This window comes from Streptomyces sp. ISL-87 (assembly GCF_018614095.1).
Lineage (GTDB): Bacteria > Actinomycetota > Actinomycetes > Streptomycetales > Streptomycetaceae > Streptomyces.
The window spans coordinates 1-26,620 of record NZ_JAGGOY010000065.1 but is presented as its reverse complement, the minus strand read 5'-3'; the positions used below and the strand labels follow the sequence as shown (position 1 = coordinate 26,620).

The window sequence follows — 26,620 nt, the reverse complement described above, 5'->3', positions numbered from 1 at the left end:
TTCCGCGTACGTACGGGACTTGTACGCCGCCTCCAGCCGCTCCTCGAATTCCTCCATGTCGAGCCGGCCCTCGGCGACGGCGTCCCGCAGACGCTCCACCACCCGCTCCCGGTCGGCATCCGACGCCCTCAGCTCCGGCAACGGCTTCTCCGGCCGCTCGTCAGTCATGGGGCCCAGCCTAGGCAGCGATACACGGGAGTTGTAGGGCTTACCGTTCGCCCAGCCCAGCCCAGCCCCAGCCCCCTCACCCCCGCCCTCACCCCCGCCCCGCGTACATCCGCGCGATCACGTCCTCGATGTCCGGCTCCCGCACCGACAGGTCCACCAGCGGGTAATCCGCCGCGACCGCCGCCACCAGCGGCGCCGCCGAGGTCTGTGCCGGGAAGGCCAGCCACTGCCGCGGCCCGTCCACCCGGACCACCCGCGCCCCCGCCACCTCGATCGGCGGGAGCTCCCGCTCCAGGTCCACCACCAGGGTCCGCTCGCTCTCCCCCGCCGACCCCGCCGCATGCAGCCCGCCCAGCGGCCCGTCGTACATCAGCCGGCCGTGGTCGATCACCATCACCCGCTCACACAACTGCTCGATGTCCTGCAGGTCATGGGTGGTCAGCAGCACCGTTGTCCCGAGCTCCGCGTTCAGTTGCCGCAGGAACCCCCGCACCTTCGCCTTGCTCACCACGTCGAGCCCGATCGTCGGCTCGTCCAGGTACAGCACATCCGGATCGTGCAGCAGCGCCGCCGCGATGTCCCCGCGCATCCGCTGCCCCAGCGACAACTGCCGCACCGGTACGTCGAGCAGTTCGGCCAAGTCCAGGCGGTCCACACAGCGGTCGAGGTTCTCCTTGAAGCGCGCCTGCGGAATCCGGTACATCCGCCGCATCAGCCCGTACGAATCCTTCAGCGGAAGGTCCCACCACAGCGTCGTGCGCTGCCCGAACACCACCCCGATCCGGTGCGCCAGCCGCATCCGCTCCCGCGCCGGGTCGATACCCGCCACGCGCAGNNCTTGCCCGCGCCGTTGGGCCCGATATAGCCGACCACCTCACCCCGCGCCACCTCGAAACTGATCCCGTCCACGGCCCTGACCTGCCGTTTCTCCCGGCGCATCAGCCCCACCCGGCGCCGTACGTCGAAGACCTTCTCGACCCCGTCCAGCGAGATCAACGCATCCGTCGTGCCCGCCACAACCACTCAGCTCCCCGTGCTCCGGTACGAACGAATTCCCGCGCGCCACGCCAGCGACGCGGGCAGGAACACCGCGAACGCCACCAGCGGGCTCACGTACGCCACCCACCCCGGCAGCCCCAGCGGATCGGGCCGCCCCAGCACATGCAGTGCGGGCAGCCAGTTGACGAAGGCCAGCGGCACGATGAAGGTCACCCCGCGCAGCAGGTCCTTCGCGAACACCGTCGGCGGGTACTGGAGCATCGTGCAGCCGCCGTAGGTGAAGGAGTTCACCACCTCCGCCGCGTCCCCGGCGAGGAACTGGAACGCCGCCCCGGCCACCATCACCGCCCCAAAGATCGCCGCCCCGGCCACGATCATCACGGGCACCAGCAGCACCTTCCCGGGCGTCCAGTCCACCTCCAGCGCCGACACCGCCCAGCCCAGCACCGCCAGCCCCTGCGCGATCCGCCCCAGCCTGCGCAGCGCGAACCGGTCCGCCGCGACCTGCGCGAGCACCGGGACCGGCCGCACCAGCATGGTGTCGAGCGAACCGTCGCGGATCCGGGCGCCGATCCGGTCGGCGTTGCCGAGCAGCAGGTCGGCCAGGCCCAGCGACGAGGAGCAGGCCCCGTACAGCAGGGCGATCTCGGGCAGCGAGAAACCGCCGAGCACCTCCACGTGCGAGAACATGATGTAGATCGCGAGGAAGTCGAGCACCGTGATCGCCGCGTTCCCGACGGTCGACAGGACGAAGGACATCCGGTACGTCATCGTCGACCGGACCCACATCCCCACGATCAGCCCGTAGCCACGCACCCCCTCCGCGGCGCGATTGCGTCCGGGCATCTCCAGCAGCCCGACAGGCCACCGCTCCAGCGGCTTCGGCGTCGCCTCAGCCTCGACCTCAACCTCAAGCTCAACCACCCTGGACCACCACCTTCTGCGTCGCCGCCGACTGCATCAGCCGCCCCAGGCCCAGCAGTACGAGCGCCCAGCCCGCCTGGAACCCGAGCGCCCGCGCCGCGCCCCCCGCCCCCTCGTTCTTGCCCAGCAGCACGTCCATCGGGACCTGGAGCATCGCCGCCCAGGGCATGACCCGGACGAACTCGCCGAAACCGCCGGGGAACACCGTCAGCGGCAGCAGCATCCCGGAGAAGAAGATCGAGACGACGGTGGCCATCATGTTGATCCCGCTCCCGTCCATCAGCCAGAACGCCGCCAGCCCCAGCAGGTAGCGCACCGCGAAACTGACCACCAGCCCCAGCAGTACGGACACCAGGAACAGCAGCCACCGCAGCGGATCCGCGGGCATCGCCAACTGGAACGCCAGCGACCCCGCCACCAGCGGCACCACCCCGCGGCCCAGCAACTGGAAGCCCGCCCGGCCCAGATCGGCGGCGAGCCACCACGCCTGGAGGTCCGCCGGCCGGTACAGGTCGACGGCGATGTCACCCGTGCGAATGCGCTCCTGGATCTCCTCCTGGAACCCGCCCCCGATGAGTGCGCCCGCGGCCAGCAGCGACTGGCTCACCCAGACGAAGGTCAGCGCCTGCGCCTGGTCGTAGCCGCCGAGTCCGGGCCGCTCGTCCCACAGCGCGATGTACGTGTACGCGACGATGAAACCGAACACGGTGTTGGTGAACACCCCGGCCGCCGTCGCCGTCCCGTAGGTGGCGTAACGCCGGAACCCGCCGGCCGCGACGGCCACATAGAGACGCGCTGCCTGACCAGCCCTCTGGCCAGCCCTCTGACCTGTCCTCTGACCTGTCCTCTGACCCGTCCTCTGACGCACCGTATCCCTCCCCTTCCCACGTCGTTCCTACGTCGGCCAAAGGGCGCGAGCTTAGTGCGGAGGGGCGAGCCACGCGACCGAATTGCGCCCGTCCAGGGCGGAATCACCGGCCATCAGGTAGACACCATGAGGTACGGATGTGGATATATCGCACGGCGCCGAGGAGTTCTGGAGATGAGCGACCAGTCACCACCACCAGGCTGGACCCCTCGCGACCCGGACTCCCCCGACGAACCACCGAACAACCGGCCGCCGGACCAGAGGAAGCGGAAGCGCACCGGATGGCGCCGCTTCGTCCCCACCTGGCGCATGGTCGTAGGCGGCATCCTGCTCTGCGCCCTACTGCTCGGCGGCGTCCTGATCGCGGGATACCTGCTGGTCGACATCCCGTCGGCCAACTCCGCCGCGACCGCGCAGTCCAACGTCTACCTCTACGCCGACGGCTCCCAGCTCGCCCGCGACGGCGAGGTCAACCGCGTCAACGTCCCGCTCTCCCAGATCCCGCGGACCGTCCAGCAGACCGTACTGGCCGCGGAGGACCGGGACTTCTACTCCGAGCGGGCGGTGGACCCGAAGGCGATGCTCCGCGCCGCCTGGAACACGCTCGCCGGCAAGGGCAAGCAGTCCGGCTCGACCATCACCCAGCAATACGTGAAGAACTACTACTTGGGCCAGGAACAAACGGTCAAACGCAAGGTCAAGGAGTTCTTCATCGCGATCAAACTCGGTCGCGAGAAGTCCAAGAACTACATCCTCGAGGGCTATCTCAACACCAGTTACTTCGGCCGCAACGCCTACGGAATCCAGGCCGCCGCCCAGGCCTACTACGGCAAGGACGTAGGCAAACTCACCACCGTCGAGGGCGCTTACCTCGCCACCCTCCTCAACTCCCCCAGCGCCTTCGACGTCGTCGCCCACCCCCAGAGCCGGGACCGCGCCCTGGCCCGCTGGAATTACGTACTCGACGGCATGGTCAAGAAGAAGTGGATGACCGCGACCGAGCGGGCCGCCGCGAAGTTCCCCGAACCCGGGAAGATCCGCCCCGCCGCCGGCCTGTCCGGACAGCGCGGCTACCTGATCGAGGCGATCAAGGACTACATCGTCGACCGGAAGATCCTCGACGACGACACCCTCGCCGAGGGCGGCTACCGCATCGCCACCACCATCGACAGGCGCCGCCAGACCGCCCTCGTCGACGCCGTCGACGCCCAGATGGTCGACAAGCTCGACCCGGAGACGCGCAAGGCGGACCGCCTGGTCCGGACCGGCGCGGTCTCCATCGACCCGGCCACGGGCAAGGTCATCGCCATGTACGGCGGCATCGACTACACCAAGCAGTACGTCAACAACGCGACCCGGCACGACTACCAGGTGGCCTCCACCTTCAAGCCGTTCGTCTTCGCCTCCGCCGTCGAGAACGACTCCCGCACCCAGGACGGCCGCCCGATCACCCCCAACACCATCTACAACGGCGACAACAAACGCCGCGTCGTCGGCACCCGGACCCCCTACTCCCCCGAGAACGAAGGCCAGCAGTCGTACGGCGACATCACCGTCAGCACAGCCACCGACCTCTCCGTCAACGCCGTCTTCGCCCAGATGGTCGTCGACGTCGGCACCGAGAAGGCCAAGCAGACCGCCATCGCCCTCGGCATCCCCGAGAACACCCCGAACTTCGTCCAGGGCCCGGCCATGGCGCTCGGCACCATGCAGGCCAGCGTCCTCGACATGGCCCAGGCCTACGCGACGCTCGCCGACCACGGCCGCTACACCCCGTACACCTTCCTGGAAAAGATCACCAAGGGGAGCGACACCATCCGCCTGCCTGCCCGCACCGCACGCCAGGCCGTCAGCCGCGAAGCCGCCGACACCACCACGTCCATGCTGGTCAGCGTCGTCGACGACGGCACCGGCACGGCGGCCCTCGCCGCCGGCCACCCGGCCGCCGGCAAGACCGGCACCGCCGAACTGGACCGCTCGGCCTGGTTCGCGGCGTACACCCCGGACCTGGTGACGGTGGTCTCGATGATGGGCCAGGACCCGGACACGGGCACGCTGCAATCCCTGTACGGGGCGCTGGGCGAGGCCCGCATCGGCGGTGGCGGCTACCCGGCCCGGATCTGGGCGGCGTACACGAAGACGGCACTGGAGGCCACCGATCCCGTCGAGTTCGACCTCGAACTCCAGCCGGGCGCGGCCCAGCCGTTGCCGCCGGTGGCACCGAGCATCCCGCAGCCCCCGGGTGAGCGCCCTTCGTGGCCGCCGGTGCGACCGGTGCCGTCGATTCCGCCGACGGGCGGACAGGACCAGGGCGGACGGACGCAGGGCCAGAACCAAGGGCAGAACCAGGGGCAGAACCAGGGCCGGAGCCAAGGCCAGAACCAGGGGCAGAGCCAAGGTCAGACCCAGGGCCAGAACCAGGGCCAGAACCAGGGCGCCGAGACCGACGGCGGCACCACCCAAGGCGCCACCGAGGGCACGGCCGAAGGCACCACCGAAGGCACCACCGGTGGCGCGACCGGCGGAACGACCGGCGGCACGACCACCGGGGGCACGACCACCGGGGGCACCAACACCGGCGGCACCAACACCGGCGGCACCACACCAGGCCGGCGCCCACGCCCCGAATTCCTGGAGTGACACCCGGGGCCCGCCCGGTCAGTGACCGGAGGTCGCCTTGAGCCCCACCACGGCGACCAGCAGCAAGCAGATGAAGAAGATCCGGGCGGCGGTGACGGGCTCACCCAGCACCGCCATCCCCAGCACCGCCGCCCCGGCCGCGCCGATGCCCACCCACACGCCGTACGCCGTACCGATGGGCAGGGACTTCGCGGCGTAGGACAGCAGCACCATGCTGGCGACGATGCCGGCGCCCGTGAACACACTGGGCCAGAGCCGGGTGAAGCCCTCGGTGAATTTCATACCGATCGACCAGCCGACTTCGAGCAGACCGGCGACGAGAAGCAGAACCCAGGCCATGACAGGCACCTCCGGGACGAGAGCGAACGGGGTGCGTCGTCTTTTCGTCCAGCTACCCGGTACGGCGCGTCTCGTCGGGGGTTCGCCTCCACCGTAGCAAAGGGCAGCGAAAAGGGCCGGTGACGCCAAGTCACCGGCCCTCGGCCCGCCCGAATCAGACTGACTCAGCCCAACTCAGCCGACTCAGCCGACCCAGCCGACCCAGCCGACTCAGAGATACAACCCGGTGGAGTCCTTCGACCCCTCCAGCCGCTCGGCGGCCACCGCGTGCAGGTCCCGCTCGCGCATCAGGACGTACGTCGCCCCCCGCACCTCGACCTCGGCCCGCTCCTCGGGGTCGTACAGCACGCGGTCGCCCGGCTCCACACTCCGTACGTTCTGCCCGACCGCGACCACCTCGGCCCAGGCCAGCCGCTTGCCCACCGCGGCCGTCGCCGGGATCAGGATGCCGCCACCGGAGCGGCGCTCGCCCTCCGGCAGGTCGGACTTCACGAGCACGCGGTCATGCAGCATGCGGATGGGCAGCTTGTCGTGGGTGGTGTTCTCGCTCACGCCCCGAACCTACCCGCCCGTGCCCGCGATGCACTGCGCAGGGTCATCAGCGTCATCCGGGGGCCGTCAGCGCTTACGGCGCGCCGACGCCACGAGCAGCCCGACCACACCGACCGCGAGCAGCGCGACCGGCACGATGCGCTCGATCCGCGGGGCACCGTCCTCGTGGCGCAGGCCGCCCCTCAGATCGGTCATGAGACGGTTCACGACCACGACGGCGCGGCCGGCGGTGTGATCGACCGTCGAGGCCACCCTGGCCCTTGCGTCCCCGATGATCGTCTTCGGATGCATGCGCACGCCGATCTCGTCGAGCGTCTCGGCGAGCTGCTCGCGCCTGCGGACGATGTCCGCCTCGATCTGTGCGGGGGTCCTGGCTTCGGGCACCGCGCTGCCTCCGTCGTCGTCGTGGTCGGTCATGGTCGGTCGCGTGGGGGCGTAGTCCGCCATGAACAGTCTGTCAGCTTAGTCTCGTGGGCGTACCGATCCCCTCCCGAGGAGACATACCGATGAGCGAGCGACTGCAGCCGGGCGACACGGCCCCCGCCTTCACCCTTCCCGACGCGGACGGCAACGAGGTCTCGCTCGCCGACCACAAGGGCCGCAAGGTGATCGTCTACTTCTACTCGGCCGCGCTGACGCCGGGCTGCACGAAGCAGGCCTGCGATTTCACGGACAACCTCGACGTTCTGGCCACGGCCGGCTACGACGTCATCGGCGTGTCCCCGGACAAGCCGGAGAAGCTGGCGAAGTTCCGCGAGCAGGAACACCTGAAGGTCACCCTGGTCGGCGACCCGGAGAAGGAAGTCCTGGCCGCCTACGGCGCGTACGGCGAGAAGAAGCTGTACGGCAAGACGGTGACCGGGGTCATCCGCTCCACGGTGATCGTCGACGAGGAGGGCAAGGTCGAACACGCCCTCTACAACGTCAAGGCCACGGGCCACGTAGCCAAGATCATCAAGGACCTGGGCATCTGACCCCACCCGCACCCTCCGAACGGCCCGCACCCAACCGGTGCGGGCCTCTCCGTTCATCGGGCGCGACGGTTCATACCGGGGCGTTAGCCCGTACGAGGCCACGAACACACGGCGAACTCGGCGGCCGGCCCGGGCACTCAGGAGATCGGCGTCTCGTACGCCTGCGCCAACTGCGGGAAGCGGCGACGCAACTCCTCGCCCTTCAGGCCCCACCAGTCGTAGACTGAGCAAGCTACGCAGGGCCAATGTCCAATATGGCCCGACATGTGGCGGTTGTGGTGGAATCAGGTAGTCACGCTGGGTTTAGGTCCCAGTGGGGTAACACCCGTGGGGGTTCGAGTCCCCCCAACCGCACAGCGCGAAGGCCCGGTACGCACTACGCGCGTACCGGGCCTTCGGCGTATCCGGCGTCAGCCCAGGAGGGCGCGGATGAAGGGGACCAGGGCGCGGAAGGCCTGGCCTCGGTGGGAGATGGCGTTCTTTTCGGCCGGGGTGAGTTCCGCGCAGGTGCGGGTTTCGCCGGCGGGCTGGAGGATCGGGTCGTAGCCGAAGCCGCCCGTGCCGGAGGGGGTGTGGCGCAGGGTGCCCAGGAGGCGGCCCTCGACCACGCGTTCGGTGCCGTCCGGGAGGGCGAGGGCCGCCGCGCAGGCGAAGTGGGCGCCGCGGTTGGCCTCGTCGATGTCTGACAGCTGGGCCAGGAGCAGGTCCAGGTTCGCCCGGTCGTCGCCGTGGGTGCCTGCCCAGCGGGCCGAGAAGATGCCGGGGGCGCCGTTCAGGACATCCACGCAGAGGCCGGAGTCGTCGGCGATCGCCGGCAGGCCGGTGGCCTGCGCCAGGGCGTGGGCCTTGAGGAGGGCGTTCTCGGCGAAGGTGACGCCGGTTTCCTTGACGTCCGGGATCTCCGGGTACTCGTCCGCGCCGACCAGCTCGTGTGGCAGGCCGGCGTCGGACAGGATGGCCCGGAGTTCGGAGACTTTGCCCGCGTTGCGGGTCGCGAGGATCAGGCGGCGGCTACTGCTACTGCTGCTGGTCATGGGCTTCATTATTCCGGCCGCCCCCACGCGCCTCACCCCGCCCGCCTCAGCCGCCTCAGCCCGGCGTGCACACCTTGGAGAGTTCTGACGCCGCGTCCGCGACCGGGGTGATGTCCGGGGCCGTGTTGCCGCTCTCGATCGAGGCGCGGACGTTCTTGACCGCCGTGTTCATCGAGTCGATGGCCTTGCTGAGGTCGGCGTTGTCCGTCTGGTCGCCGATCTTCTTGAGGTTCGTCTCTATCTGGTTGAGCGCGTTCTGGGCGTCCTGCGGGCTGTTGCCTGCCTGGGAGACGGCCTGCTGGAGGTCGTTCGCGCCGTCCGTGATGGCCACCGCCGTGTTCGCACAGTCCATCGCCGTCGAGATCGCGTCGCACGAGGCGAGGGCCGGGACGGCGAGAGCCGCTGCCAGGGCCACGGCCGCGATACGGAGCTTGGGCTTCTTCACTTCGGGTCCCCCAGGGTCTTGGATACGGGCTTGGATACGGGCTTGGATACGGGTTCGGACACGCGCTTGGATACGGCTTTGGATACGTGGACGGGCGCACGGTTGTGACACCGTGCGCCCGTATCTGCGTAGACGCCAGCTCGCGTCCCGCGGTTGCTGCGGCTTGCTGCGGCTTGCTGCGGCTTGCTGCGGCTGCCGCTACGGCTGCGGGGTCTGGAGGTCCAGTGCGCTCAGCTGGATGGCCTGGAGGTCGGCGCAGCCGCCGGAGGCGAGGTCGAGCAGGGCGTTGAGTTCCTTGCGGTCGAAGGGCTCGCCCTCCGCGGTGCCCTGGACCTCGACGAAGCGGCCGTCGCCGGTGCAGACCACGTTCATGTCGGTCTCGGCGCGCACGTCTTCCTCGTAGCAGAGGTCGAGGAGCGGCTCGCCGTCGACGATGCCGACGCTGACGGCGGCGACGGTGCCGGTGAGGGGCTTGCGGCCGGCCTTGATGAGCTTCTTGCGCTGGCCCCAGGCGACGGCGTCGGCGAGTGCGACGTAGGCGCCGGTGATGGCGGCGGTGCGGGTGCCGCCGTCGGCCTGGAGGACGTCGCAGTCCAGGACGATGGTGTTCTCGCCGAGGGCCTTGTAGTCGATGACGGCGCGCAGCGAGCGGCCGATGAGGCGGGAGATCTCGTGGGTGCGGCCGCCGATCTTGCCTCGGACGGATTCGCGGTCGCCGCGGGTGTTGGTGGAGCGGGGCAGCATCGAGTATTCGGAGGTGACCCAGCCTTCGCCGCTGCCCTTGCGCCAGCGCGGGACGCCTTCGGTGAAGGAGGCGGTGCAGAAGACCTTGGTGTCTCCGAAGGAGATGAGGACGGAGCCCTCGGCGTGCTTGCTCCATCCGCGTTCGATGGTGACCGGGCGGAGCTGATCGGGCGTACGGCCGTCGATGCGAGACATGCTTCTGAGCCTAGTCCCTGTGGGGGAACGCGAAGACCCCGTCCGGGCGCGTTCGGGACGGGGTCTTCGGTGTGCTGATCGGCTGAGGGGCTCAGCTCACATCATGTCTTCGATGTCGGCGGCGATCGGGTCGGCGTCGGTGCCGATGACGACCTGGATCGCGGTGCCCATCTTGACGACGCCGTGGGCGCCGGCGGCCTTCAGGGCGGCTTCGTCGACCAGGCCGGGGTCGACGACCTCGGTGCGGAGGCGGGTGATGCAGCCCTCGACTTCTTCGATGTTGTCGATACCGCCGAGCCCGGCGACGATCTTCTCAGCCTTGGTGGCCATGCGTGTCTCCCTGAGTGTTACGAAGAACGAGTCTCGGCGGCCGTTGCCTACCACTGGCCGGCGACCGATCGGCCGGTGGCCGACCTGCCGGCGCGGTCCGCTTTGTCACGGTAGCCCACGGTTGGCCCATCTACGCGAGCGCGTGCCCGGCAGCTGCCGAATGATGACGATCAGCGCCAACCTGCGCTCCAGGCGGGTGCCGTGCGACCCCATCACTAGTGGTCTACACCAGTGTGCCGCAAGTGTCGCAACTGCCAAAACGGCCCGGTCAGGGAGGACGCCGATGAGCGAGAGCAGCGCCGCCGCAGCCGTGCCAGAGCCCAAGTGGTGGAACGGACTGTTCCAGGGGCTCCAGAAGATGGGGCGGAGCCTCCAGCTGCCGATCGCCGTGCTGCCCGCCGCGGGCATCCTCAACCGCCTCGGCCAGCCCGACGTCTTCGGCAAGGACGGCCTGGACTGGACCGACGTCGCGAAGGTGATGGCGGGCGCGGGCGGGGCGCTGCTGGACGCGGACCTCGGCCTGCCGCTCCTCTTCTGCGTCGGTGTCGCGATCGGCATGGCCAAGAAGGCGGACGGCTCGACCGCCCTCGCGGCGGTGGCGGGCTTCCTCGTCTACCGGGGTGTGCTGCACGCGTTCCCCAAGCCCTGCCCGCCGGGGACGAAGGACATCGGGGGCGGCTGCATCACGCCGAGTGACACCTTCGCCGGGTACACGTACCAGAATCCGGGGGTCTTCGGCGGCATCATCATGGGCCTGCTGGCGGCCTGGTTCTGGCAGCGGTTCCACCGGGTGAAGCTGGTCGACTGGCTGGGCTTCTTCAACGGCCGCCGGCTGGTCCCGATCATCATGTCGTTCGTCGCGATCGCGTTCGCGGTGCTGTGCCAGTGGGTCTGGCCGCCGGTCGGTGACGCGCTGGAGAGCTTCTCGGACTGGCTGGTGGGGCTGGGCTCGTGGGGTGCGGGCATCTTCGGCGTCGCCAACCGCGCGCTGCTGGTGATCGGCCTGCACCAGTTCCTGAACGTGCCGGTGTGGTTCCAGTTCGGCACGTACGTCACACCGACCGGGGAGACGAAGCACGGCGACATCAACATGTTCCTGGCGGGAGACCCGCAAGCCGGGCAGTTCCTGTCCGGCTTCTTCCCGATCATGATGTTCGCCCTTCCGGCGGCGGCGCTGGCGATCGCGCACTGCGCGAAGCCGCTGCGGCGCAAGGAGGTCGGCGGGCTGATGATGTCGGTGGGCCTGACTTCGCTGGTCACGGGCATCACGGAGCCGATCGAGTATTCGTTCCTCTTCGTCGCGCCGCTGCTGTACGTGATCCACGCGCTGCTGACGGGCGTGTCGATGGCGGTGACGTGGGCGCTCGGTGTGCACGACGGCTTCAGCTTCTCGGCGGGCCTGATCGACTACGTCATCAACTGGGGCCTCGCGACGAAACCCTGGCTGATCATTCCGATCGGCCTGTGTTTCGCGGTCGTCTACTACGCCGTCTTCCGCTTCGCGATCACGAAGTTCAACCTCCCGACCCCGGGCCGGGAGTCGGACGAGGAGATCGCGGCGATGCAGGCGGAGAACATCAAGGCTTAGCCGCACACAGCGGCACACCGTCAACTCCCGCGCTGCGCAGAGGCCCTCGGATCAACGGATCCGGGGGCCTTCGCCATGCCCTGACCTGTGTGACCCAGGCCACAGGAAATCGAAGGTTCCTTATCTATCCCCGACCATGCTACAACTGGTCTACACCACCGATTGGTGTAGACCACGCAAGCCCGTCCAAGCTCGCGTACCCCCATTCCGAGACGCCGCCATCCCCCGTTTCCCCCGGGCGGCGCCTTGCCTTCTGGAGGAAGCTCATGTCCACAGCCACCGCTGCGGAAAAGAAGAAGGGCGCGGGCGTGATGGCCGTCATGCAGCGCATCGGCCGGAGCCTCATGCTCCCCGTTGCGGTGCTGCCCGCTGGTGCGCTGCTCGTCCGCCTCGGCAATGCCGACATGCTCGGCGATCCGTCGCTGCCGGGCTTCATCACCAAGATCGCAGGCTACATGGCCGCCGGTGGTGGCGCGATTCTCGACAACATGGCGCTGCTGTTCGCCGTCGGTATCGCGATCGGCTTCGCCAAGAAGTCCGACGGCTCGACCGCTCTCGCCGCCGTGACGGGTTACCTGGTCTTCAAGAACGTGCTGGCCACGTTCACCGACTCGAACCTGCCGAAGATCTCCAAGGTCGTCGACGGCAAGATCGTCCAGCTGGACGCACCGGTCGACGCCAAGGTGCTGGGCGGTGTCGTGATGGGCATCGTCGTCGCGCTGCTCTACCAGAAGTTCTACCGGACCAAGCTGCCCGACTGGGCCGGCTTCTTCGGCGGCCGCCGCCTGGTCCCGATCCTCTCCGCCTTCGCGGGTCTGCTGATCGGCATCCTCTTCGGACTCATCTGGCCGGTCCTCGGTGCGGGTCTGCACAACTTCGGTGAGTGGCTGGTCGGTTCCGGCGCCGTGGGCGCGGGCATCTTCGGTGTCGCCAACCGTGCGCTGATCCCGGTCGGCATGCACCACCTGCTGAACTCCTTCCCGTGGTTCCAGGCGGGCGAGTACAACGGCAAGAGCGGCGACATCGCCCGCTTCCTCGCCGGCGACCCGAGCGCCGGCCAGTTCATGACCGGCTTCTTCCCGATCATGATGTTCGCCCTCCCGGCGGCCTGCCTCGCGATCGTCCACTGTGCCCGCCCCGAGCGCCGCAAGGTCGTCGGCGGCATGATGTTCTCCCTCGCGCTGACCTCCTTCGTCACCGGTGTGACCGAGCCGATCGAGTTCACGTTCATGTTCATCGCCCCGGTGCTGTACGCGGTCCACGCGGTGCTGACCGGTGTCTCGATGGCCCTGACCTGGGCGCTCGGCATGAGGGACGGCTTCGGCTTCTCCGCCGGTCTGGTCGACTTCGGTCTGAACCTGGGCATCGCCTCCAACCCGTGGGGCCTGGCCGGCGTCGGCCTCTGCTTCGCGGTGGTCTACTACGTCGTCTTCCGCTTCGCGATCACGAAGTTCAACCTCCCCACCCCGGGCCGCGAGTCCGACGAGGAGCTGGCCGAGCTGCTCAAGGCCGAGGCCAAGTAGGCATCGCGCACGAAGAAGCCCCCGCTCTCCCGGAAGGGAGGGCGGGGGCTTCCTCGTACGTGGCGGGGGCTCAGACCTCGTACACCGCACCCGCGTACGCGAGGTCGACCTGGCCGTCGTAGACCGCGCGGGCGTCGGCGAGGTTCTGCCGGGCGTCCGTCCACGGCGGGATGTGCGTGAGGACGAGCCGGCCGACCCGCCCGCCACGGGCGTACTCGCCGGCCTCGCGGCCGTTGAGGTGGAGGTCCGGGATGTCCTCCTTGCCGTGCGTGAAGGAGGCCTCGCACAGGAACAGGTCCGTGCCCTCGGCGAGCTGGCCCAGCTCGGGGCAGACACCGGTGTCCCCGGAGTACGTGAGCGAGCGGCCGCCGTGCTCGACGCGGATCCCGTACGACTCGACCGGGTGGCAGACCTTCTCGGTGCGGACCTGGAACGGGCCGATCTCGAAGGTGCCGGACTTCAGGGTGCGGAAGTCGAACACCTCGCTCATCGAGCGCTCGTCGGGGACGTCCTCGTAGGCCGTGGTCAGGCGCTTCTCGGTGCCCTCGGGGCCGTAGACCGGAATCGTGCCGCAGCGGCCGCCCTCGTGCCGGTAGTAGCGGGCGACGAAGTAGGCGCACATGTCGATGCAGTGATCGGCGTGCAGATGACTCAGGAAGATCGCGTCGAGGTCGTAGAGACCGATGTGGCGCTGGAGCTCGCCCAGGGCGCCGTTGCCCATGTCGAGGAGCAGCCGGAAGCCGTCGGCCTCGACGAGGTAGCTCGAGCAGGCCGATTCCGCGGACGGGAACGAGCCCGAGCAGCCGACGACGGTGAGCTTCATGGAGCGTGAACCTCCAGGGACGGTCCGTGGACGGAATGCGGGCCGTGCGTGGGTCGAGCGTAAGGCGCGAAACCTCCGGTCGCTCCTCCGCGGCGGGCCGTTGTGGGGGGAATCACCTGTGCTGTCACCCGGGGGAGCGACGACCCGCACGCGGGTTGCCATCCGCTGCCGCGCCGGGGCCGTGCGGCGCGGCTACGGTCGGAGTATGGACACGTCCTGGTGGCCTGCCGTCGCCGCGGTGGTGGCGGTGGCGCTGGTGGTGCTGGTCGCGGGGCGTCGGCCGAGGTCGGCGCGGCGCGCTGCGCGGGGCGGGCCGGCGCGTGGGGCCGGGCCGCCGCCTCGGCCGCGGGCGGGTGAGCTGTGGTGTCTGGCGGACGACCGGCTGTGCCTGGTGCTGGCGGTGGGGGCGGGTTCGGTACGGGGCCACCGGGCGCGGGTCGCGTGGATCACCGGGAAGTACGACGACCGGCGGGCCGGGGTCATCCCGCTGCCGCCGGGGACGGTGGGGGCGCAGGGCCGGGCGTCGTTCCTGGAGGCGGACCGGCCTGCGGAGGTGTCGCTGTGGGAGTTCAGGCGCCGGCTGGGGATGCTGGACCCCGCGGTGTGGGACGAGGTCAAGGGACTGGGCGGAGGCAACAGATGACGTCGATCCGGTTGCGGCGTGTCTACGATCCCCCCGAGCCGGGGGCGGACGGGGTGCGGGTCCTCGTGGACCGGCTCTGGCCGCGGGGCCTGGCGAAGGCGGAGGCAGCCGTGGACGAGTGGCCGAAGGCGGTGACGCCGTCTTCGGAGCTGCGGAAGTGGTTCCACGCGGGGGGCTCGGAGGAGGAGTTCCGAGCGAGGTACGAGGCGGAGCTGGAGGGGGCGGAGGCGGTGGCCGGGCTGGAGCGTCTGCGGGCGCTGGCCGCGGAGGGGCCGGTGACGTTGCTGACGGCGGTCAAGGACCCGGGGTCCAGCCATGCGGCGGTGCTGGCGGAGCTGCTGGGCTAGCGGCTGGGGTGGTGCCGGCGTCCGGACGGGCTGAAGCACCTGGGGCTCCGCCCCAGACCCCGCGCCTCAAACGCCGGCGAGGCTGGAAGTCTGGGGCGGAGGCCCTGCTCTAGGCCCAGAGTTGGCCCTGGAGGGCTTCGATGGCTTCCTCTGTCGTCTCCGCGGTGTAGACGCCCGTCGAGAGGTACTTCCAGCCGCCGTCGGCCACCACGAAGACGATGTCCGCCGACTCGCCCGCCGCCACCGCCTTGCGGCCCACGCCGATCGCCGCGTGCAGGGCCGCGCCGGTGGAGACGCCCGCGAAGATGCCCTCCAGCTGGAGCAGTTCACGGGTGCGGGTCACCGCGTCCGCCGAGCCCACCGAGAAGCGGGTCGTGAGGACCGAGGCGTCGTACAGCTCCGGGACGAAGCCCTCGTCCAGGTTGCGCAGGCCGTAGACCAGGTCGTCGTAGCGGGGTTCGGCGGCCACGATCTTGATGCCCTCGACGTGTTCGCGCAGGTAGCGGCCGACGCCCATCAGGGTGCCCGTCGTGCCCAGGCCCGCCACGAAGTGGGTGACGGAGGGGAGGTCCGCGAGGATCTCCGGGCCCGTCGTGGCGTAGTGCGCGCCCGCGTTGTCCGGGTTGCCGTACTGGTAGAGCATCACCCAGTCGGGGTGCTCCGCCGCCAGTTCCTTGGCCACCCGGACCGCGGTGTTCGAGCCGCCCGCCGCGGGCGACGGGATGATCTCGGCTCCCCACATCCGAAGGAGGTCACGCCGCTCCTGCGAGGTGTTCTCCGGCATGACGCACACGATGCGGTAGCCCTTGAGCTTGGCCGCCATCGCCAGCGAGATGCCGGTGTTGCCGGAGGTGGGCTCCAGGATCGTGCAGCCCGGGTACAGGCGGCCGTCCTTCTCCGCCTGCTCGACCATGTGGAGCGCGGGGCGGTCCTTGATCGAGCCGGTCGGGTTCCGGTCCTCCAGCTTCGCCCAGATCCGCACGTCCTCGGAGGGCGACAGCCGGGGCAGCCGGACGAGCGGCGTGTTGCCGACCGCGGCCAGCGGGGAGTCGTAACGCATCAGACAGCGCCGCCGGCCACGGCCGGGAGGATGGTGACGTTGTCGCCGTCCTTCAGCGCGGTGGAGATGCCGTCCAGGAAGCGGACGTCCTCGTCGTTGAGGTAAACGTTCACGAAGCGGCGCAGCTCGCCGCCCTTGGCCTCGTCGACGATGCGCTCCTGGATGCCCTTGTGGCGGGTCTCCAGGTCGGCGAAGAGGTCGGCGAGGGTCGCACCGCTGCCCTCGACGGCCTTCTGGCCGTCGGTGTAGGTGCGGAGGATGGTGGGGATGCGGACCTCGATGGCCATGGCAGGCTCCAGTGTCGTGATGGGGCGTAAGGGCGCGCGGCGTGCGTGCCCCCGCGCGAGAAGGCTCTGGCTGAAGGATCAGGCAGCAGGACAGATGGCGCTGGCGAGGCGGCACAGGTCGACGTGCAGCCGCGCCACGAGCAGCAGCCTGCCGGGCGTCTCGATGCTCACATCGTGGGAAACCATGCGGTCATGTTAACGATTCCCGGTCCCCCGTTTGGAGTGTGATCCCGCATCGTGGACGCCAACCGCTCACATGCTGGTCAGCCGACTGTCAGTAAGCCGCTACGACCTGCACTTCTTCCTCTGTGATCACCCCGTCGACGATCCGGTACGAGCGGAACTGGAACTCCCCGAGGCCGTCCTGGTCCGCCGTGGAGACCAGCACGTAGTGCGCGCCGGGCTCGTTCGCGTACGTGATGTCCGTGCGCGAGGGGTAGGCCTCGGTCGCGGTGTGCGAGTGGTAGACGATCACGGGGTCCTCGTCCCGGTCGTCGAGCTCGCGGTAGAGCTTCAGCAGATCCTTCGAGTCGAACTCGTAGAACGTGGGCGAGCGGGCCGCGTTGAGCATCGGGATGAACCGCTCGGGGCGGCCGGTGCCCGCCGGTCCGGCCACGACACCGCACGCCTCGTCGGGGTGGTCCTTGCGGGCGTGCTCGACGATCTGGTCGTACAGGGCCTGGGTGAGGGTCAGCATGAGCGACAGGATAAACAGACGGGCCCTCCCGTACCGAGGAGTGGTACGGGAGGGCCCGGATGCTGGACACGAGGCCCAAGGTTCGAGGACCGCTAGGACGCCTTGGTGAAGGCGGTACCGCGCGGGTTGCGGGCCTTCATGGCCCAGTACGAGACGCCCAGGATCAGGCCCCACAGCGGGGCGCAGTACAGCGAGACCCGGGAGTCCTTGTCGATGCCCATCATCACGATGACCACGACGATGAAGGCCAGGGCGAACCAGCTGCTGTACGGGGCGCCGGGCGCGCGGAACGAGGACTTCGGCAGGTCGCCGCGGTCGGACTTGGCCCGGTAGCGGATCTGGCAGACCAGGATCACGATCCAGGCCCACATGCCGGAGATGGTGGCGAAGGAGACGACGTAGTCGAAGGCCTTGCCGGGCGCGACGTAGTTGATCCAGACGCCGAACAGCATCAGGCCGGCGGAGAAGGTGGTGCCGACGAGCGGGGTGCCGCTCTTGGTCAGCTTGGTGAAGAACTTCGGGCCCTGGCCGTTGAGCGCGAGGTCGCGCAGCATGCGGCCGGTGGAGTACATGCCCGAGTTGCAGGAGGACAGGGCGGCGGTCAGGACGACGAAGTTGACGATCGCCGCGCCGATGCCGAGGCCCATCTTCTCGAAGGCCAGCACGAACGGGCTCTCGCCCGCCTTGAAGTTGGACCACGGGATGACCGACATGATCATGATGAGCGCGCCGACGTAGAAGACGGCGATGCGCCACGGCACGGTGTTGATGGCCTTGGGCAGGGTCTTCGCCGGGTCCTTGGACTCGCCGGCGGTGACGCCGACCAGCTCGACGGCGAGGAAGGCGAACATCACGATCTGCAGGGTCATCAGCGTCTCGCCGATGCCGTTGGGGAAGAAGCCGCGGTCGCTCCACAGGTTGGAGACGGAGGCGGTGGCGGCGGCGTCGGAGAACCCGATGGTGAGGATGCCGGCGCAGATCAGGATCATGCCGACGATGGCGGTGACCTTGACCATGGAGAACCAGAACTCCAGCTCACCGAAGAGCTTCACGGAGATCAGGTTGGCGCCGTAGAGGATGACCGTGAAGATCAGCGCGTAGGCCCACTGCGGGAAGCTGTCGTGGGTCCAGTACGACATGTACTGGGCGGCCGCGGTCACCTCGGTGATACCGGTGACCACCCAGAAGAGCCAGTACGTCCAGCCGGTCACGAACCCCCAGAAGGGGCCGAGGAACTCGCGGGCGTAGTCCGAGAAGGACCCGGACACGGGGCGGTACATGAGCAGCTCGCCCAGGGCCCGCATGATGAAGAAGATGACCAGGCCCGCGATGGCGTAGGCCAGGATCAGGCTCGGGCCGGCCTTGGAGATCGCCTTGCCGGCGCCCAGGAACAGGCCGGTGCCGATGGCACCGCCGATCGCGATCATCTGGATCTGGCGGGCGCCGAGTGCGCGGTGGTAACCCTCGCCGCCCTCGCCCTGGGTGCCCTCGGCGGGCGTTTTGTCGTGCTGCTCGACCTGCACAGAGGTCATGTCTGGTGCGCCTTTCTCCACGCCGACCCGCGCCTTCACTGGCTGCGGATCGGGTCCTCGATCCCCCCGGATACGGATGGAGTTGCACGCCGGCGATCAGCCGGTTCAAGCGGGCCGGGGGACATGGGTGGCGCCCCGTCGGCGGTCGTGAAGATTTATCACGGCCTTACGGGTGGGCGGGGGGACGAAATGTGACACGAGGCATGGGTAATTCAGGACAAAGGCATGGAAACGAAATAGATCGGCGCACCGCGGTGATCTGATCGTTATCCGGATTTGAGCGTCCGCTGAGCGAACGGTGTTCGCCCTTGAGGGTCCGCTGAGACTTCTCAGAGGGTCTCGATGAGGCTCTCCTGAAGACCGCCGAGCCAGAGGTACGCCATCACCATCGGCTTGCGCGGATCGTCGTCCGGCAGCCGGAGCAGCGCGGCACTCTCGTCGTCCTCGGTGATGTCGAGCCGGGCCGCGATGGTGAGCCGCAGGTCGTTGAGCGCGCCGAGCCAGCGCAGCGGCAGCTCCCCCGTCAGCTCCAGCACCGCCGCCTCGCCGCCGGCCGGGGCGAGCCCGTCGAGGCTGCGTACGACGGCCAGCGCATCCTCCCGCTTGTGGGTGCGCAGGTCGTTCTCGGTGAACCGCCTGAACTCGGCCGAACGGGCGGCCAGCTCGGCCGGGTCCACGGCCTGGTCCTCCGGGCCCGGGCCGCCGTAGGCGTCGGGGAACAGCCGGGCCAGCGCCGGGTCGGACGGCGGCTCGGTGGGGCCGTCGGAGGCGAACAGCACGGCCAGCGGGTCGGCGTCCTCGGCGGGCTCGGGTTCACCCGGGCCGATCAGCTCCAGCAGTTGCACGGCCAGGGAGCGCAGGATGGAGATCTCGATCTCGTCCAGCGTGACGGTGACGCCGCCGCCCTTGCGGGGGGCGAACATCCCGGCGGACCCGCCCATCAGATCCGGTCCTGGGAGAGGGTCGCCCACAGGCCGTAGCCGTGCATGGCCTGCACGTCGCGCTCCATTTCCTCGCGGGTGCCGCTGGAGACGACCGCCCGCCCCTTGTGGTGGACGTCGAGCATCAGCTTGTGCGCCTTGTCCTTGGAGTAGCCGAAGTACGCCTGGAACACGTACGTCACGTAGCTCATGAGGTTGACCGGGTCGTTGTGCACCAGGGTCACCCAGGGGACGTCGGGTTCGGGGACCGCGAAGGTCTCTTCGGCCGATTCGGTGCGTTCGATCTCAATGGGAGCAACACTCACTTGTCCCATGCTGCCACCGTGACCGGCCAGTCGCACAAACGGGCCCTACATCTCGTCACTCTGACGAGATGTGCGCTAGCATCCGTGACATGAACCCTGCGGACCTGGGCCTGCCGGTGGACGTGCCGTCGACAGCGCTCTTCACGGACCATTACGAGCTCACGATGCTGCAAGCCGCGCTTGCGAACGGCACGGCCGACCGCCGCTCGGTCTTCGAGGTGTTCACCCGGCGGCTGCCCGAGGGGCGGCGCTACGGCGTGGTGGCGGGTACCGGCCGGGTGCTGGACGCGGTGGAGAACTTCCGCTTCGACGGGGCGGTGCTGGAGTTCCTGCGCGAGCGCGCCGTGGTCGACATGCGGACCCTGGACTGGCTGGCCTCGTACCGCTTCTTGGGCGACATCTGGGGCTACCCGGAGGGCGAGGTCTACTTCCCCGGCTCGCCGATCCTGCGGGTCGAGGGCAGCTTCGCCGAGTGCGTGCTGCTGGAGACCGTGATCCTCTCGATCCTCAACCACGACTCGGCGATCGCGGCGGCCGCCTCCCGGATGGCCTCGGCGGCGGGCGAGCGGCCGCTGATCGAGATGGGGGCGCGGCGTACGCACGAGCTGGCGGCCGTCGCCGCCTCGCGGGCCGCGTACGTGGGCGGCTTCACCTCGACGTCGGACCTGGCGGCCGGGTTCCGGTACGGGATTCCCACGGTCGGTACGAGCGCGCACGCGTTCACCCTGGTGCACGACAACGAGCGGGACGCGTTCACCGCGCAGGTGGCGTCGCTGGGCGGCGGGACCACGCTGCTGGTGGACACCTACGACGTGGCGGAGGCGGTACGTACGGCCGTGGAGGTCGCCGGAACGGGGCTCGGGGCCGTCCGGATCGACTCCGGCGACCTGCTGCTGGTCGCGCACCGGGTGCGGCAGCAGCTGGACGAGCTTGGGGCCACGGGGACGAAGATCGTGGTGACCTCGGACCTGGACGAGTACGCGATCGCCTCGCTGGCCGCGGCGCCGGTGGACGCGTACGGGGTGGGCACGCAGCTGGTGACCGGCAGCGGGCACCCGACGTGCTCGATGGTCTACAAGCTGGTGGCGCGGGCGTCGTCCGCCGACCCGAAGGCGCCGCTGGCGCCGGTGGCGAAGAAGGCCTCGGGCGGCAAGACGTCGATCGGGGGGCGGAAGTGGGCCGCCCGCCGGGTGGACGCGGACGGGGTCGCCGAGGTGGAGGTCGTGGGGACCGGCCCGGTGCCGGCTCCGCTGGCCGACCGGCAGCTGCTGACCCAGCTGGTCAAGGGCGGCGAGGTCGTCGCCCGCGAGCCGCTGGAGGCCGCACGGGACCGGCACCGGGCGGCGCGTGCGGGGCTGCCGCTGTCCGCGACCCAGCTGTCGCGCGGCGAGGCCGTGATTCCGACGGAGTACGTCTGACAAACGCCGGCCTTTCCAGCCCGTCCGGCGTTTGAGGACCGGTCCGGGCGGAGCCCTGTTTCGGGAAGGGGCGGGGTGGGGGAAGAGCCTGCGCAGCGGAACAGCGGAACAGCGGAACAGCGGAACAGCGGAACAGCGGCACAGTGGGAAACACATCGACCGAAGGACACGCGTCATGCACCGCGCACTGATCGTCGTCGACGTACAGAACGACTTCTGCGAAGGCGGCAGCCTCGCGGTCACCGGCGGAGCCGACGTCGCGGCCGCCATCACCGAGCTCATCGGGCAGGCCACCCCCGGGTACCGGCACGTCGTCGCCACCCGCGACCACCACATCGACCCCGGGTCGCACTTCGCGCGCCCCCCGGCCGAGCCGGACTACGAGGCCTCCTGGCCCGTCCACTGCGTGGCCGGGACCGAGGGGGTCGGGTTCCACCCGAACTTCGCGCCCGCCGTGGCGTCCGGGGCCGTCGCGGCCGTCTTCGACAAGGGCGCCTACGAGGCCGCGTACAGCGGATTCGAGGGCGCCGACGAGAACGGGACCCCGCTCGCCCAGTGGCTCAGGGACCGGCAAGTCACCGAGGTGGACGTCGTCGGGATCGCCACCGACCACTGCGTCAGGGCCACCGCCCTCGACGCCGCCCGCGCCGGCTTCGCCACCCGCGTGCTGCTGGACCTGACGGCCGCTGTGGCCCCGCACACGACCGCCCGGGCCCTGGAGGAGCTCCGGGAGGCCGGCGTCGACCTCGTCGGCGGCCAGAGCGGCCAGAGCGGCCACGGCGGCCAGAGCGGCCAGAGCGGCCACGGCGGCCACGGCGGCCACGGCGGCCAGGACACCCCCTAGCGCCCCAGCAGGGCCCGGATCGGGTGCCAGAGTTCCTCCGCCCGGTCGGGGGCGCAGCGCCACAGGAGGCCGTCCGGGTGGTGGAGGACGGCCGTGACCTCGTCGGGGGTCGGGGGCTGGGCGTTGCCCCGCAGGTAGACGGCCCGCATGCCGAGGTTCCGCAGCCTGGTCAGGGCGCGGGCACGGTTCGCGGCATGGACCAGCACGCGGACATTTCCGCCCTCACCGGACGGCCGCGGCAGCGTGAGCGCGACCACCACGCTGCCGCCTGGCAATCTGACGAAACCTCCACCGGGCATGATCTTCAGCTCCCCCGTCAATAAGACAACTCGCATCCGCATCTAAACGCGAACGGCCGCCGCCCGCTAGAGGGCGACGGCCGATCATGCTCTGACCTGCGATTTTACGAACTACTTCGCGGCGGGGCCGACCTCGACGGTCATTTCCAGACCCTCGTACGACTCCTTGGCGATCTTGATCTTCGTGTTGGTGTCAGTGACCTTCACGGAGCCGGTCGGGTTCTCGTCGTAGTAGTACTTGCCCTTGTGGTCGTCGAAGACGCCGTTACCGGCCGACGGCTTGATCCACAGCTCCTTGTCCGCCTTGTGCAGCGTCAGGGCGTCCGTGGAGTACCAGCTGAACGGGGCGTCGAACGGCTGGATCTTGTTGCGCAGCAGGGTGCCGTCCGACCACTTGATCGGCTTGGCCTTCGAGTCGATCGGGAGGATCAGACCCGAGCCCGGGTGCTGGCTGGTGTTGTTGTCCTTCTGGGAGGTGTCCCAGAGCCAGATCAACAGACCGTCCTGGTACGGGTAGTGCTCGACCCACTTGGGACGGGCCGCCGAACCGAAGTTGTACGGGCCGACCTTGAGGGTCGTGTCGGAACCGACGTAGCGGCGGTTCTCGGCCAGGTAGTACTGCGCGTACTCCTTGGTGAAACCGGCGCCGATGCGGGAGAAGCCCTTGCCGGTCCAGCCGTTGTCGCCGTTCTCGGCGCCGTCGGTGAACAGCGTGGCGCCGTCCGCGGTGAGGGTGACGGCGTCGGCCGTGAAGCCCTTGCCGCCCGCGCCGCCGTCCGTCTGGTAGCGGAAGCGGAGGTCGATCTTCTTGCCCGCGTAGGCGTCGAGCGGGAACTTCAGCGACTTCCAGGCGCCCGAGACACCGGTCAGCGAGGGGCTGCCGGCCGCGTCGACCGGGATGGCCGCGCCGTCGGCGGTGCCGGCGAGGGCGGTCCAGTTGGCGCCGCCGTCGGTGGACACCTCGGTGTAGAGGAAGTCGTAGTCCGCCTCGATGTCCCACCAGCCCTTGAGGGAGAGGGCCGCGGAGGACTTGCCGGTCAGGTCGACCGACCGGGTGAGGGTGTTCTTGAGGTCGTCACCCATGTTGCTCCACCACTGCGAGGAGCCCTCGGCGGGAGCGACGACGTCGGTCTTGACCTGCTTCTTGGGCAGCTCGACGACCAGCGCCTGCTTGTTCTTGGTGTTGTACGCGGAGACGCCCAGCTTGTGGGTGGACTTCGTCGCGGCCTTCGCCGTGTCGTAGTTCAGCCAGCCCAGCTGGAGCTTGTCCCAGGCCGTCATGTCGCCCGGGAGGTCGCCTATGGAGTCCTTGCCGGAGCCGAGCCAGGAGCCCGCCGACATGAGGGACCAGAAGCCGACGCTGTTCTCGCCGCCACCGGAGGTGTCGTAGAGGTCCGGCAGACCGAGGTCGTGGCCGTACTCGTGCGCGAAGACACCGAGGCCGCCGTTCTCGGGCTGCATGGTGTAGTCGCCGACCCAGATGCCGCTGGTGCCGATCTGGGTGCCGCCGGCCTTGTTGCCCTCCGGGCCGGTCTTGCCCGCGTTGGTGCCGTACGCGTACCAGCGGTGCGCCCACAGCGCGTCGTGGCCCTGCACGCCGCCGCCGGCCGACTCGTCCTCGCCCGCGTGGACGATCTGGAAGTGGTCGATGTAGCCGTCGGGCTCGTTGAAGTTGCCGTCGCCGTCGAAGTCGTAGCGGTCCCACTGGTCGTACTGGGCCAGCTGCGCAGTGATCTGGGCGTCGGTCTTGCCCGCCTTCTTCTGACCCTCGGCCCAGGCGGTCACGCCGTCCTTGACGGTGTCCCAGACGTTGGAGCAGTTGGTCTGACCGCAGTAGTTCGAGCCGTAACGGGCCTCGTTGTACGGGATCTTGACCCAGTCGGCGACGTCGCCCTCGACCGAGTAGCGGCCGGAGGACGTCTTCTCGTAGTAGGTCTTCAGCGAGTTCTTGCCCTTGCCGGTACCGAAGTACAGGTCCTGGAAGTGGCTCTGGCTGTAGTCCTTGCGCCAGGCGGTGCTGTTGTCCAGCTTCCGGTCCGGCTCGGCGATCGTGTTGTGCAGCGGACCGGGGGTACCGCCGTACTTCGGCGCGGGCGGCTTGGGGCCGTCCGGGCCGTCCGGGTCGAACATGGTCGTGCTGTCGACCTGGTCGCCGAACTCGACGAGGATCGTGAAGATCTTGTCGGTCCTCTCGCGGCCGAGCTCGACGTACTTCTTGTCGTCGAGCTTGACGACCTTCGAGGCACCGCGCTGCTCGACGTCCTTCTTGCCGGTCAGCACCTGGTCCAGGGCAGCCTCGCGGGCCTGCGCCTGCTGCCTGGAGTACGGGCCTTCGAGGTCGTGCTTGACCTGCTCCTTGGCCGGAGAGGTCGGGTCCTGCCGGTCTGCGGCGGGCGCGCCCCACCGGTCGTCCGCGTGGGCGGAGGCGGTGAAGAAGGCGCCGGAAGCCGCGGTTGCGGCCAGAGTCACACCGACGGCCGCGGCGCGCAGCGCTCGGCTTCTGACGGAATTGCTGGTCACTTGATGTCGTTCCCCTCCCGCGGCCGCAACGTTGGTCGGAACGTCTCCATAGGAGCGGGGGGTTCCGCGCGGCGCGCGTCTCAAGTGACGACATTTGACCGGAGAGTCGAGAGAAAAGACAGACCTTGACTTGTTCCTTACAACTGCACTATGCGGTCAAGGAGTTCCGCTATTCGGACGTTCCCCTGCCATATAGGGCGAAGGGTGCTTCACGGCATCCGTGTGGCACGGCGAATGACCCTGTGCGCCCCCCATGCTCCCGGGCACCGTGGGTTAGGTCACGCTTACTGGCGGTTCCGCTCGGGCATTCCCCGTCGTAGAGTCACTTGACGCGCGACCGAGTTGAGCCGACTCCCCCTCCCCGCCTTGAGGACGGATACCGCCATGCCGCGTCCGACTGCCGCACAGCTCGCCTACGGTTCCGCCACCGTCATCGTGTCGACGATCGCCATGCTGCTGCTCTCGCAGACGAGTACCGGGCTCGGCGTCGCGGTCATCTCCGCGGCGGCCCTCGGCCTTGGACTGCTCGTCGCCCTCACCGTGCCGCTCCCGCGGCGCCGCGGCCGGCATGCGGCCGCCCGCGCCGGGGCCCGGACGGTCCCCGCGGATGCGGATGCGCACGCGGATGCGGGCGCAGACGCGGGTGCGCGGATGCCTGAGGCCCGGACGGTGGCCGCCGCCAAACACCCCGTTCATTACTGACCGGTTCGCACCCCCAACGTGGCGCGGGCGGCCTCACCCGAGGGGAGACCGCCCGCGAATACCGCTGTGGCCGGGTCAGGTCGACTTGACCACCACGGTCTTGGCGACCTTGTCGTGCAGGGCCTGTTTGTACGGCTTGTCGACGAGCATCGAGATGATCAGCGCGAGCGGCCACAGGCAGAAGCAGCAGACCAGCGTCGGCACCCACAGCACGGCGCCGCGGCCGAGGGCCGCGTTGGAAGGGGGCACAGTGCCGTCGTTGAGCATCGCGACGCGCAGGCCCAGCCACTTCTTGCCGATGGTCTGACCGTTCTTCTTGGTGAACCACCAGTCGTAGCCGACGTACGCGACGATCCCGACCAGCGTCCAGATCAGGCCACTGCCGCCGTACGACTTGGTGACGACCTCGGTGACGTCCTCGCCCTTGTCCGTGTCGACCGTGTAGCGCTTGTCGCCGAACGGCAGCTGGATCAGGAACAGCGGGATCGAGATGATGAGCACGTCGACGACGCGGGCGAGGAGCCGCCGGCCGAAGTCGGCGAGCGGGGGCATGCCGGCGAGCGGGTCGGGCATGCCGTAGTCGCCGCCCCCGCCGTACGGACCGCCCGGCGGCGGAGGGGGCGGCGGGGGCGGAAACCCTCCGCCCCCGCCCCCGGCCCCGCCCGCGCCGCCGCCGCCGGGGGGCGGTGAGTCGTACGGCGAACCGCCCGACGGAGGCGTCGGTTCCTGGGGCTTCTTGAGGAACGGGTCGTCCTCGGGCGGCTGGCCCGGCGGCGGCTGGTCGGTACTCATGGCCCGAGTCGAACCCGGCCCCGGGGGGCCCGCAACGGGACGGCGTCCGTTCAGGGGAACAAGGGCCTGTCAAACTTGACCCGGCCC

The 26,620-nt window shown here is 69.4% G+C and carries 29 protein-coding genes, 1 tRNA gene, 2 pseudogenes and 1 riboswitch; of the genes and pseudogenes, 10 read left to right on the top strand and 22 right to left on the bottom strand.

Translation table 11 applies throughout. The features are described from left to right. The 4 genes and pseudogenes from J7I97_RS24435 to J7I97_RS24420 all read right to left on the bottom strand — a co-directional run. Nucleotides 1-168, bottom strand: a 168-nt coding sequence (locus tag J7I97_RS24435; protein WP_214938459.1) for a DUF1707 domain-containing protein, incomplete at its 3' end; no start/stop codon positions are given. Between the two features lie 88 nt (nucleotides 169-256). Further along, nucleotides 257-1,191, bottom strand: a pseudogene (locus J7I97_RS24430) (ATP-binding cassette domain-containing protein). After that, complete coding sequence (locus J7I97_RS24425; protein ID WP_214938457.1) at nucleotides 1,192-2,013, bottom strand: ABC transporter permease; 822 nt, start codon at nucleotides 2,011-2,013, stop codon at nucleotides 1,192-1,194. Between the two features lie 70 nt (nucleotides 2,014-2,083). After that, nucleotides 2,084-2,875 (bottom strand): ABC-2 family transporter protein, encoded by a 792-nt coding sequence (locus J7I97_RS24420; protein WP_214938449.1) that lies wholly within the window; start codon nucleotides 2,873-2,875, stop codon nucleotides 2,084-2,086. A 258-nt stretch (nucleotides 2,876-3,133) separates the two neighbouring features. Here J7I97_RS24420 and J7I97_RS24415 point away from each other — a divergent pair, with 258 nt between their 5' ends. Beyond that, nucleotides 3,134-5,599 (top strand): transglycosylase domain-containing protein, encoded by a 2,466-nt coding sequence (locus J7I97_RS24415; protein WP_214938447.1) that lies wholly within the window; start codon nucleotides 3,134-3,136, stop codon nucleotides 5,597-5,599. An 18-nt stretch (nucleotides 5,600-5,617) separates the two neighbouring features. On the opposite strand, the gene J7I97_RS24410 is transcribed toward J7I97_RS24415, so the two are convergent. The 3 genes from J7I97_RS24410 to J7I97_RS24400 form a co-directional block, all read right to left on the bottom strand. After that, on the bottom strand, nucleotides 5,618-5,938 hold the full coding sequence (locus J7I97_RS24410) for a multidrug efflux SMR transporter (protein WP_214938444.1): 321 nt from the start codon (nucleotides 5,936-5,938) through the stop codon (nucleotides 5,618-5,620). A gap of 30 nt (nucleotides 5,939-5,968) precedes the next feature. Then, nucleotides 5,969-6,041, bottom strand: a riboswitch (guanidine-III (ykkC-III) riboswitch). Between the two features lie 107 nt (nucleotides 6,042-6,148). Beyond that, nucleotides 6,149-6,490 (bottom strand): co-chaperone GroES, encoded by a 342-nt coding sequence (locus J7I97_RS24405; protein WP_214938442.1) that lies wholly within the window; start codon nucleotides 6,488-6,490, stop codon nucleotides 6,149-6,151. A gap of 66 nt (nucleotides 6,491-6,556) precedes the next feature. Next, a complete protein-coding gene (locus tag J7I97_RS24400) occupies nucleotides 6,557-6,874 on the bottom strand; it encodes a DUF3618 domain-containing protein (RefSeq protein WP_214938455.1) in 318 nt (105 codons plus the stop codon). Nucleotides 6,875-6,996: 122 nt separating this feature from the next. On the opposite strand from J7I97_RS24400, the gene bcp reads away from it, so the two are divergent. Next, complete coding sequence (gene bcp, locus J7I97_RS24395; protein ID WP_214938440.1) at nucleotides 6,997-7,464, top strand: thioredoxin-dependent thiol peroxidase; 468 nt, start codon at nucleotides 6,997-6,999, stop codon at nucleotides 7,462-7,464. Between the two features lie 269 nt (nucleotides 7,465-7,733). Continuing rightward, nucleotides 7,734-7,818, top strand: a tRNA-Leu gene (locus tag J7I97_RS24390). A 56-nt stretch (nucleotides 7,819-7,874) separates the two neighbouring features. Here J7I97_RS24390 and rdgB read toward each other — a convergent pair. From rdgB to J7I97_RS24370, 4 genes are all read right to left on the bottom strand, one after another. Continuing rightward, the gene (gene rdgB, locus J7I97_RS24385; RefSeq protein ID WP_214938438.1) at nucleotides 7,875-8,498 is read right to left on the bottom strand and encodes an RdgB/HAM1 family non-canonical purine NTP pyrophosphatase; all 624 of its coding nucleotides are present in this window, start codon (nucleotides 8,496-8,498) and stop codon (nucleotides 7,875-7,877) included. Nucleotides 8,499-8,553: 55 nt separating this feature from the next. Further along, complete coding sequence (locus J7I97_RS24380; RefSeq protein ID WP_214938436.1) at nucleotides 8,554-8,943, bottom strand: hypothetical protein; 390 nt, start codon at nucleotides 8,941-8,943, stop codon at nucleotides 8,554-8,556. Nucleotides 8,944-9,141: 198 nt separating this feature from the next. Next, nucleotides 9,142-9,882, bottom strand: coding sequence for a ribonuclease PH (gene rph, locus J7I97_RS24375; protein ID WP_214938434.1), 741 nt, complete (start codon nucleotides 9,880-9,882; stop codon nucleotides 9,142-9,144). A 96-nt stretch (nucleotides 9,883-9,978) separates the two neighbouring features. Then, nucleotides 9,979-10,266: a PTS glucose/sucrose transporter subunit IIB gene (locus tag J7I97_RS24370; RefSeq protein WP_308369154.1), complete on the bottom strand. Its 288-nt coding sequence runs from the start codon at nucleotides 10,264-10,266 to the stop codon at nucleotides 9,979-9,981. Nucleotides 10,267-10,495: 229 nt separating this feature from the next. Here J7I97_RS24370 and J7I97_RS24365 point away from each other — a divergent pair, with 229 nt between their 5' ends. Both J7I97_RS24365 and J7I97_RS24360 read left to right on the top strand, forming a co-directional pair. Next, the gene (locus tag J7I97_RS24365; protein ID WP_214938430.1) at nucleotides 10,496-11,800 is read left to right on the top strand and encodes a PTS transporter subunit EIIC; all 1,305 of its coding nucleotides are present in this window, start codon (nucleotides 10,496-10,498) and stop codon (nucleotides 11,798-11,800) included. A gap of 266 nt (nucleotides 11,801-12,066) precedes the next feature. Next, on the top strand, nucleotides 12,067-13,323 hold the full coding sequence (locus J7I97_RS24360) for a PTS transporter subunit EIIC (protein WP_214938428.1): 1,257 nt from the start codon (nucleotides 12,067-12,069) through the stop codon (nucleotides 13,321-13,323). A gap of 70 nt (nucleotides 13,324-13,393) precedes the next feature. On the opposite strand, the gene J7I97_RS24355 is transcribed toward J7I97_RS24360, so the two are convergent. Further along, nucleotides 13,394-14,146 (bottom strand): MBL fold metallo-hydrolase, encoded by a 753-nt coding sequence (locus tag J7I97_RS24355; RefSeq protein WP_214938425.1) that lies wholly within the window; start codon nucleotides 14,144-14,146, stop codon nucleotides 13,394-13,396. Nucleotides 14,147-14,351: 205 nt separating this feature from the next. Between J7I97_RS24355 and J7I97_RS24350 the strand changes: the two genes are divergently transcribed. Both J7I97_RS24350 and J7I97_RS24345 read left to right on the top strand, forming a co-directional pair. After that, on the top strand, nucleotides 14,352-14,789 hold the full coding sequence (locus tag J7I97_RS24350) for a hypothetical protein (RefSeq protein ID WP_214938423.1): 438 nt from the start codon (nucleotides 14,352-14,354) through the stop codon (nucleotides 14,787-14,789). Then, nucleotides 14,786-15,136: a DUF488 domain-containing protein gene (locus J7I97_RS24345; RefSeq protein ID WP_214938421.1), complete on the top strand. Its 351-nt coding sequence runs from the start codon at nucleotides 14,786-14,788 to the stop codon at nucleotides 15,134-15,136. Before J7I97_RS24350 ends, J7I97_RS24345 begins: the two co-directional genes overlap by 4 nt. Before the next feature lie 109 nt (nucleotides 15,137-15,245). On the opposite strand, the gene J7I97_RS24340 is transcribed toward J7I97_RS24345, so the two are convergent. The 7 genes from J7I97_RS24340 to clpS form a co-directional block, all read right to left on the bottom strand. Then, entirely contained in the window at nucleotides 15,246-16,196 is a 951-nt protein-coding gene (locus J7I97_RS24340; protein ID WP_214938419.1) for a PLP-dependent cysteine synthase family protein, read from the bottom strand. Next, nucleotides 16,196-16,483 carry a MoaD/ThiS family protein gene (locus J7I97_RS24335; RefSeq protein WP_214938417.1) on the bottom strand — a complete coding sequence of 96 codons (288 nt, stop codon included), beginning with the start codon at nucleotides 16,481-16,483 and terminating at the stop codon, nucleotides 16,196-16,198. Before J7I97_RS24335 ends, J7I97_RS24340 begins: the two co-directional genes overlap by 1 nt. A 78-nt stretch (nucleotides 16,484-16,561) precedes the next feature. After that, nucleotides 16,562-16,669: a putative leader peptide gene (locus J7I97_RS40405; RefSeq protein WP_311736929.1), complete on the bottom strand. Its 108-nt coding sequence runs from the start codon at nucleotides 16,667-16,669 to the stop codon at nucleotides 16,562-16,564. Between the two features lie 88 nt (nucleotides 16,670-16,757). Next, entirely contained in the window at nucleotides 16,758-17,180 is a 423-nt protein-coding gene (locus J7I97_RS24330) for a Mov34/MPN/PAD-1 family protein (protein WP_214938415.1), read from the bottom strand. 92 nt (nucleotides 17,181-17,272) lie between these two features. Further along, nucleotides 17,273-18,712 carry an amino acid permease gene (locus J7I97_RS24325; protein ID WP_214938413.1) on the bottom strand — a complete coding sequence of 480 codons (1,440 nt, stop codon included), beginning with the start codon at nucleotides 18,710-18,712 and terminating at the stop codon, nucleotides 17,273-17,275. Between the two features lie 329 nt (nucleotides 18,713-19,041). Then, nucleotides 19,042-19,653, bottom strand: coding sequence for a DUF2017 domain-containing protein (locus J7I97_RS24320; RefSeq protein ID WP_251059129.1), 612 nt, complete (start codon nucleotides 19,651-19,653; stop codon nucleotides 19,042-19,044). After that, nucleotides 19,653-19,967, bottom strand: a complete 315-nt coding sequence (clpS, locus tag J7I97_RS24315) for an ATP-dependent Clp protease adapter ClpS (RefSeq protein WP_053784844.1) — start codon at nucleotides 19,965-19,967, stop codon at nucleotides 19,653-19,655. The genes J7I97_RS24320 and clpS overlap by 1 nt, the downstream gene beginning before the upstream one ends. Before the next feature lie 80 nt (nucleotides 19,968-20,047). Between clpS and J7I97_RS24310 the strand changes: the two genes are divergently transcribed. Continuing rightward, nucleotides 20,048-21,376: a nicotinate phosphoribosyltransferase gene (locus J7I97_RS24310; protein WP_214938411.1), complete on the top strand. Its 1,329-nt coding sequence runs from the start codon at nucleotides 20,048-20,050 to the stop codon at nucleotides 21,374-21,376. 175 nt (nucleotides 21,377-21,551) lie between these two features. After that, a pseudogene (locus tag J7I97_RS24305) lies at nucleotides 21,552-22,130 on the top strand (nicotinamidase); the annotation flags it as partial. A gap of 86 nt (nucleotides 22,131-22,216) precedes the next feature. On the opposite strand, the gene J7I97_RS24300 reads toward J7I97_RS24305, so the two are convergent. Both J7I97_RS24300 and J7I97_RS24295 read right to left on the bottom strand, forming a co-directional pair. Next, the gene (locus J7I97_RS24300) at nucleotides 22,217-22,519 is read right to left on the bottom strand and encodes a hypothetical protein (RefSeq protein ID WP_214938408.1); all 303 of its coding nucleotides are present in this window, start codon (nucleotides 22,517-22,519) and stop codon (nucleotides 22,217-22,219) included. A gap of 111 nt (nucleotides 22,520-22,630) precedes the next feature. After that, nucleotides 22,631-25,039: an immune inhibitor A domain-containing protein gene (locus J7I97_RS24295; RefSeq protein WP_308369155.1), complete on the bottom strand. Its 2,409-nt coding sequence runs from the start codon at nucleotides 25,037-25,039 to the stop codon at nucleotides 22,631-22,633. 384 nt (nucleotides 25,040-25,423) lie between these two features. On the opposite strand from J7I97_RS24295, the gene J7I97_RS24290 reads away from it, so the two are divergent. Beyond that, complete coding sequence (locus tag J7I97_RS24290; RefSeq protein WP_214938406.1) at nucleotides 25,424-25,741, top strand: hypothetical protein; 318 nt, start codon at nucleotides 25,424-25,426, stop codon at nucleotides 25,739-25,741. Between the two features lie 75 nt (nucleotides 25,742-25,816). Here J7I97_RS24290 and J7I97_RS24285 read toward each other — a convergent pair whose 3' ends face one another. Then, nucleotides 25,817-26,533: an RDD family protein gene (locus J7I97_RS24285; protein ID WP_214938404.1), complete on the bottom strand. Its 717-nt coding sequence runs from the start codon at nucleotides 26,531-26,533 to the stop codon at nucleotides 25,817-25,819. Nucleotides 26,534-26,620: the final 87 nt, after the last annotated feature.

Bases quoted from the DNA above. Each gene is read 5' to 3' on its own strand.
- J7I97_RS24310 (WP_214938411.1), top strand. From the start codon at position 20,048: ATGAACCCTGCGGACCTGGGCCTGCCGGTGGACGTGCCGTCGACAGCG.
- J7I97_RS40405 (WP_311736929.1), bottom strand. From the start codon at position 16,669: ATGGTTTCCCACGATGTGAGCATCGAGACGCCCGGCAGGCTGCTGCTC.
- J7I97_RS24350 (WP_214938423.1), top strand. From the start codon at position 14,352: ATGGACACGTCCTGGTGGCCTGCCGTCGCCGCGGTGGTGGCGGTGGCG.
- J7I97_RS24285 (WP_214938404.1), bottom strand. From the start codon at position 26,533: ATGAGTACCGACCAGCCGCCGCCGGGCCAGCCGCCCGAGGACGACCCG.
- rdgB (WP_214938438.1), bottom strand. From the start codon at position 8,498: ATGACCAGCAGCAGTAGCAGTAGCCGCCGCCTGATCCTCGCGACCCGC.
- J7I97_RS24345 (WP_214938421.1), top strand. From the start codon at position 14,786: ATGACGTCGATCCGGTTGCGGCGTGTCTACGATCCCCCCGAGCCGGGG.
- J7I97_RS24330 (WP_214938415.1), bottom strand. From the start codon at position 17,180: ATGCTGACCCTCACCCAGGCCCTGTACGACCAGATCGTCGAGCACGCC.
- J7I97_RS24325 (WP_214938413.1), bottom strand. From the start codon at position 18,712: ATGACCTCTGTGCAGGTCGAGCAGCACGACAAAACGCCCGCCGAGGGC.
- J7I97_RS24410 (WP_214938444.1), bottom strand. From the start codon at position 5,938: ATGGCCTGGGTTCTGCTTCTCGTCGCCGGTCTGCTCGAAGTCGGCTGG.
- clpS (WP_053784844.1), bottom strand. From the start codon at position 19,967: ATGGGACAAGTGAGTGTTGCTCCCATTGAGATCGAACGCACCGAATCG.
- J7I97_RS24415 (WP_214938447.1), top strand. From the start codon at position 3,134: ATGAGCGACCAGTCACCACCACCAGGCTGGACCCCTCGCGACCCGGAC.
- J7I97_RS24365 (WP_214938430.1), top strand. From the start codon at position 10,496: ATGAGCGAGAGCAGCGCCGCCGCAGCCGTGCCAGAGCCCAAGTGGTGG.
- J7I97_RS24320 (WP_251059129.1), bottom strand. From the start codon at position 19,653: ATGGGCGGGTCCGCCGGGATGTTCGCCCCCCGCAAGGGCGGCGGCGTC.
- J7I97_RS24355 (WP_214938425.1), bottom strand. From the start codon at position 14,146: ATGAAGCTCACCGTCGTCGGCTGCTCGGGCTCGTTCCCGTCCGCGGAA.
- rph (WP_214938434.1), bottom strand. From the start codon at position 9,882: ATGTCTCGCATCGACGGCCGTACGCCCGATCAGCTCCGCCCGGTCACC.
- J7I97_RS24290 (WP_214938406.1), top strand. From the start codon at position 25,424: ATGCCGCGTCCGACTGCCGCACAGCTCGCCTACGGTTCCGCCACCGTC.
- bcp (WP_214938440.1), top strand. From the start codon at position 6,997: ATGAGCGAGCGACTGCAGCCGGGCGACACGGCCCCCGCCTTCACCCTT.
- J7I97_RS24425 (WP_214938457.1), bottom strand. From the start codon at position 2,013: ATGCCCGGACGCAATCGCGCCGCGGAGGGGGTGCGTGGCTACGGGCTG.
- J7I97_RS24300 (WP_214938408.1), bottom strand. From the start codon at position 22,519: ATGCCCGGTGGAGGTTTCGTCAGATTGCCAGGCGGCAGCGTGGTGGTC.
- J7I97_RS24335 (WP_214938417.1), bottom strand. From the start codon at position 16,483: ATGGCCATCGAGGTCCGCATCCCCACCATCCTCCGCACCTACACCGAC.
- J7I97_RS24360 (WP_214938428.1), top strand. From the start codon at position 12,067: ATGTCCACAGCCACCGCTGCGGAAAAGAAGAAGGGCGCGGGCGTGATG.
- J7I97_RS24340 (WP_214938419.1), bottom strand. From the start codon at position 16,196: ATGCGTTACGACTCCCCGCTGGCCGCGGTCGGCAACACGCCGCTCGTC.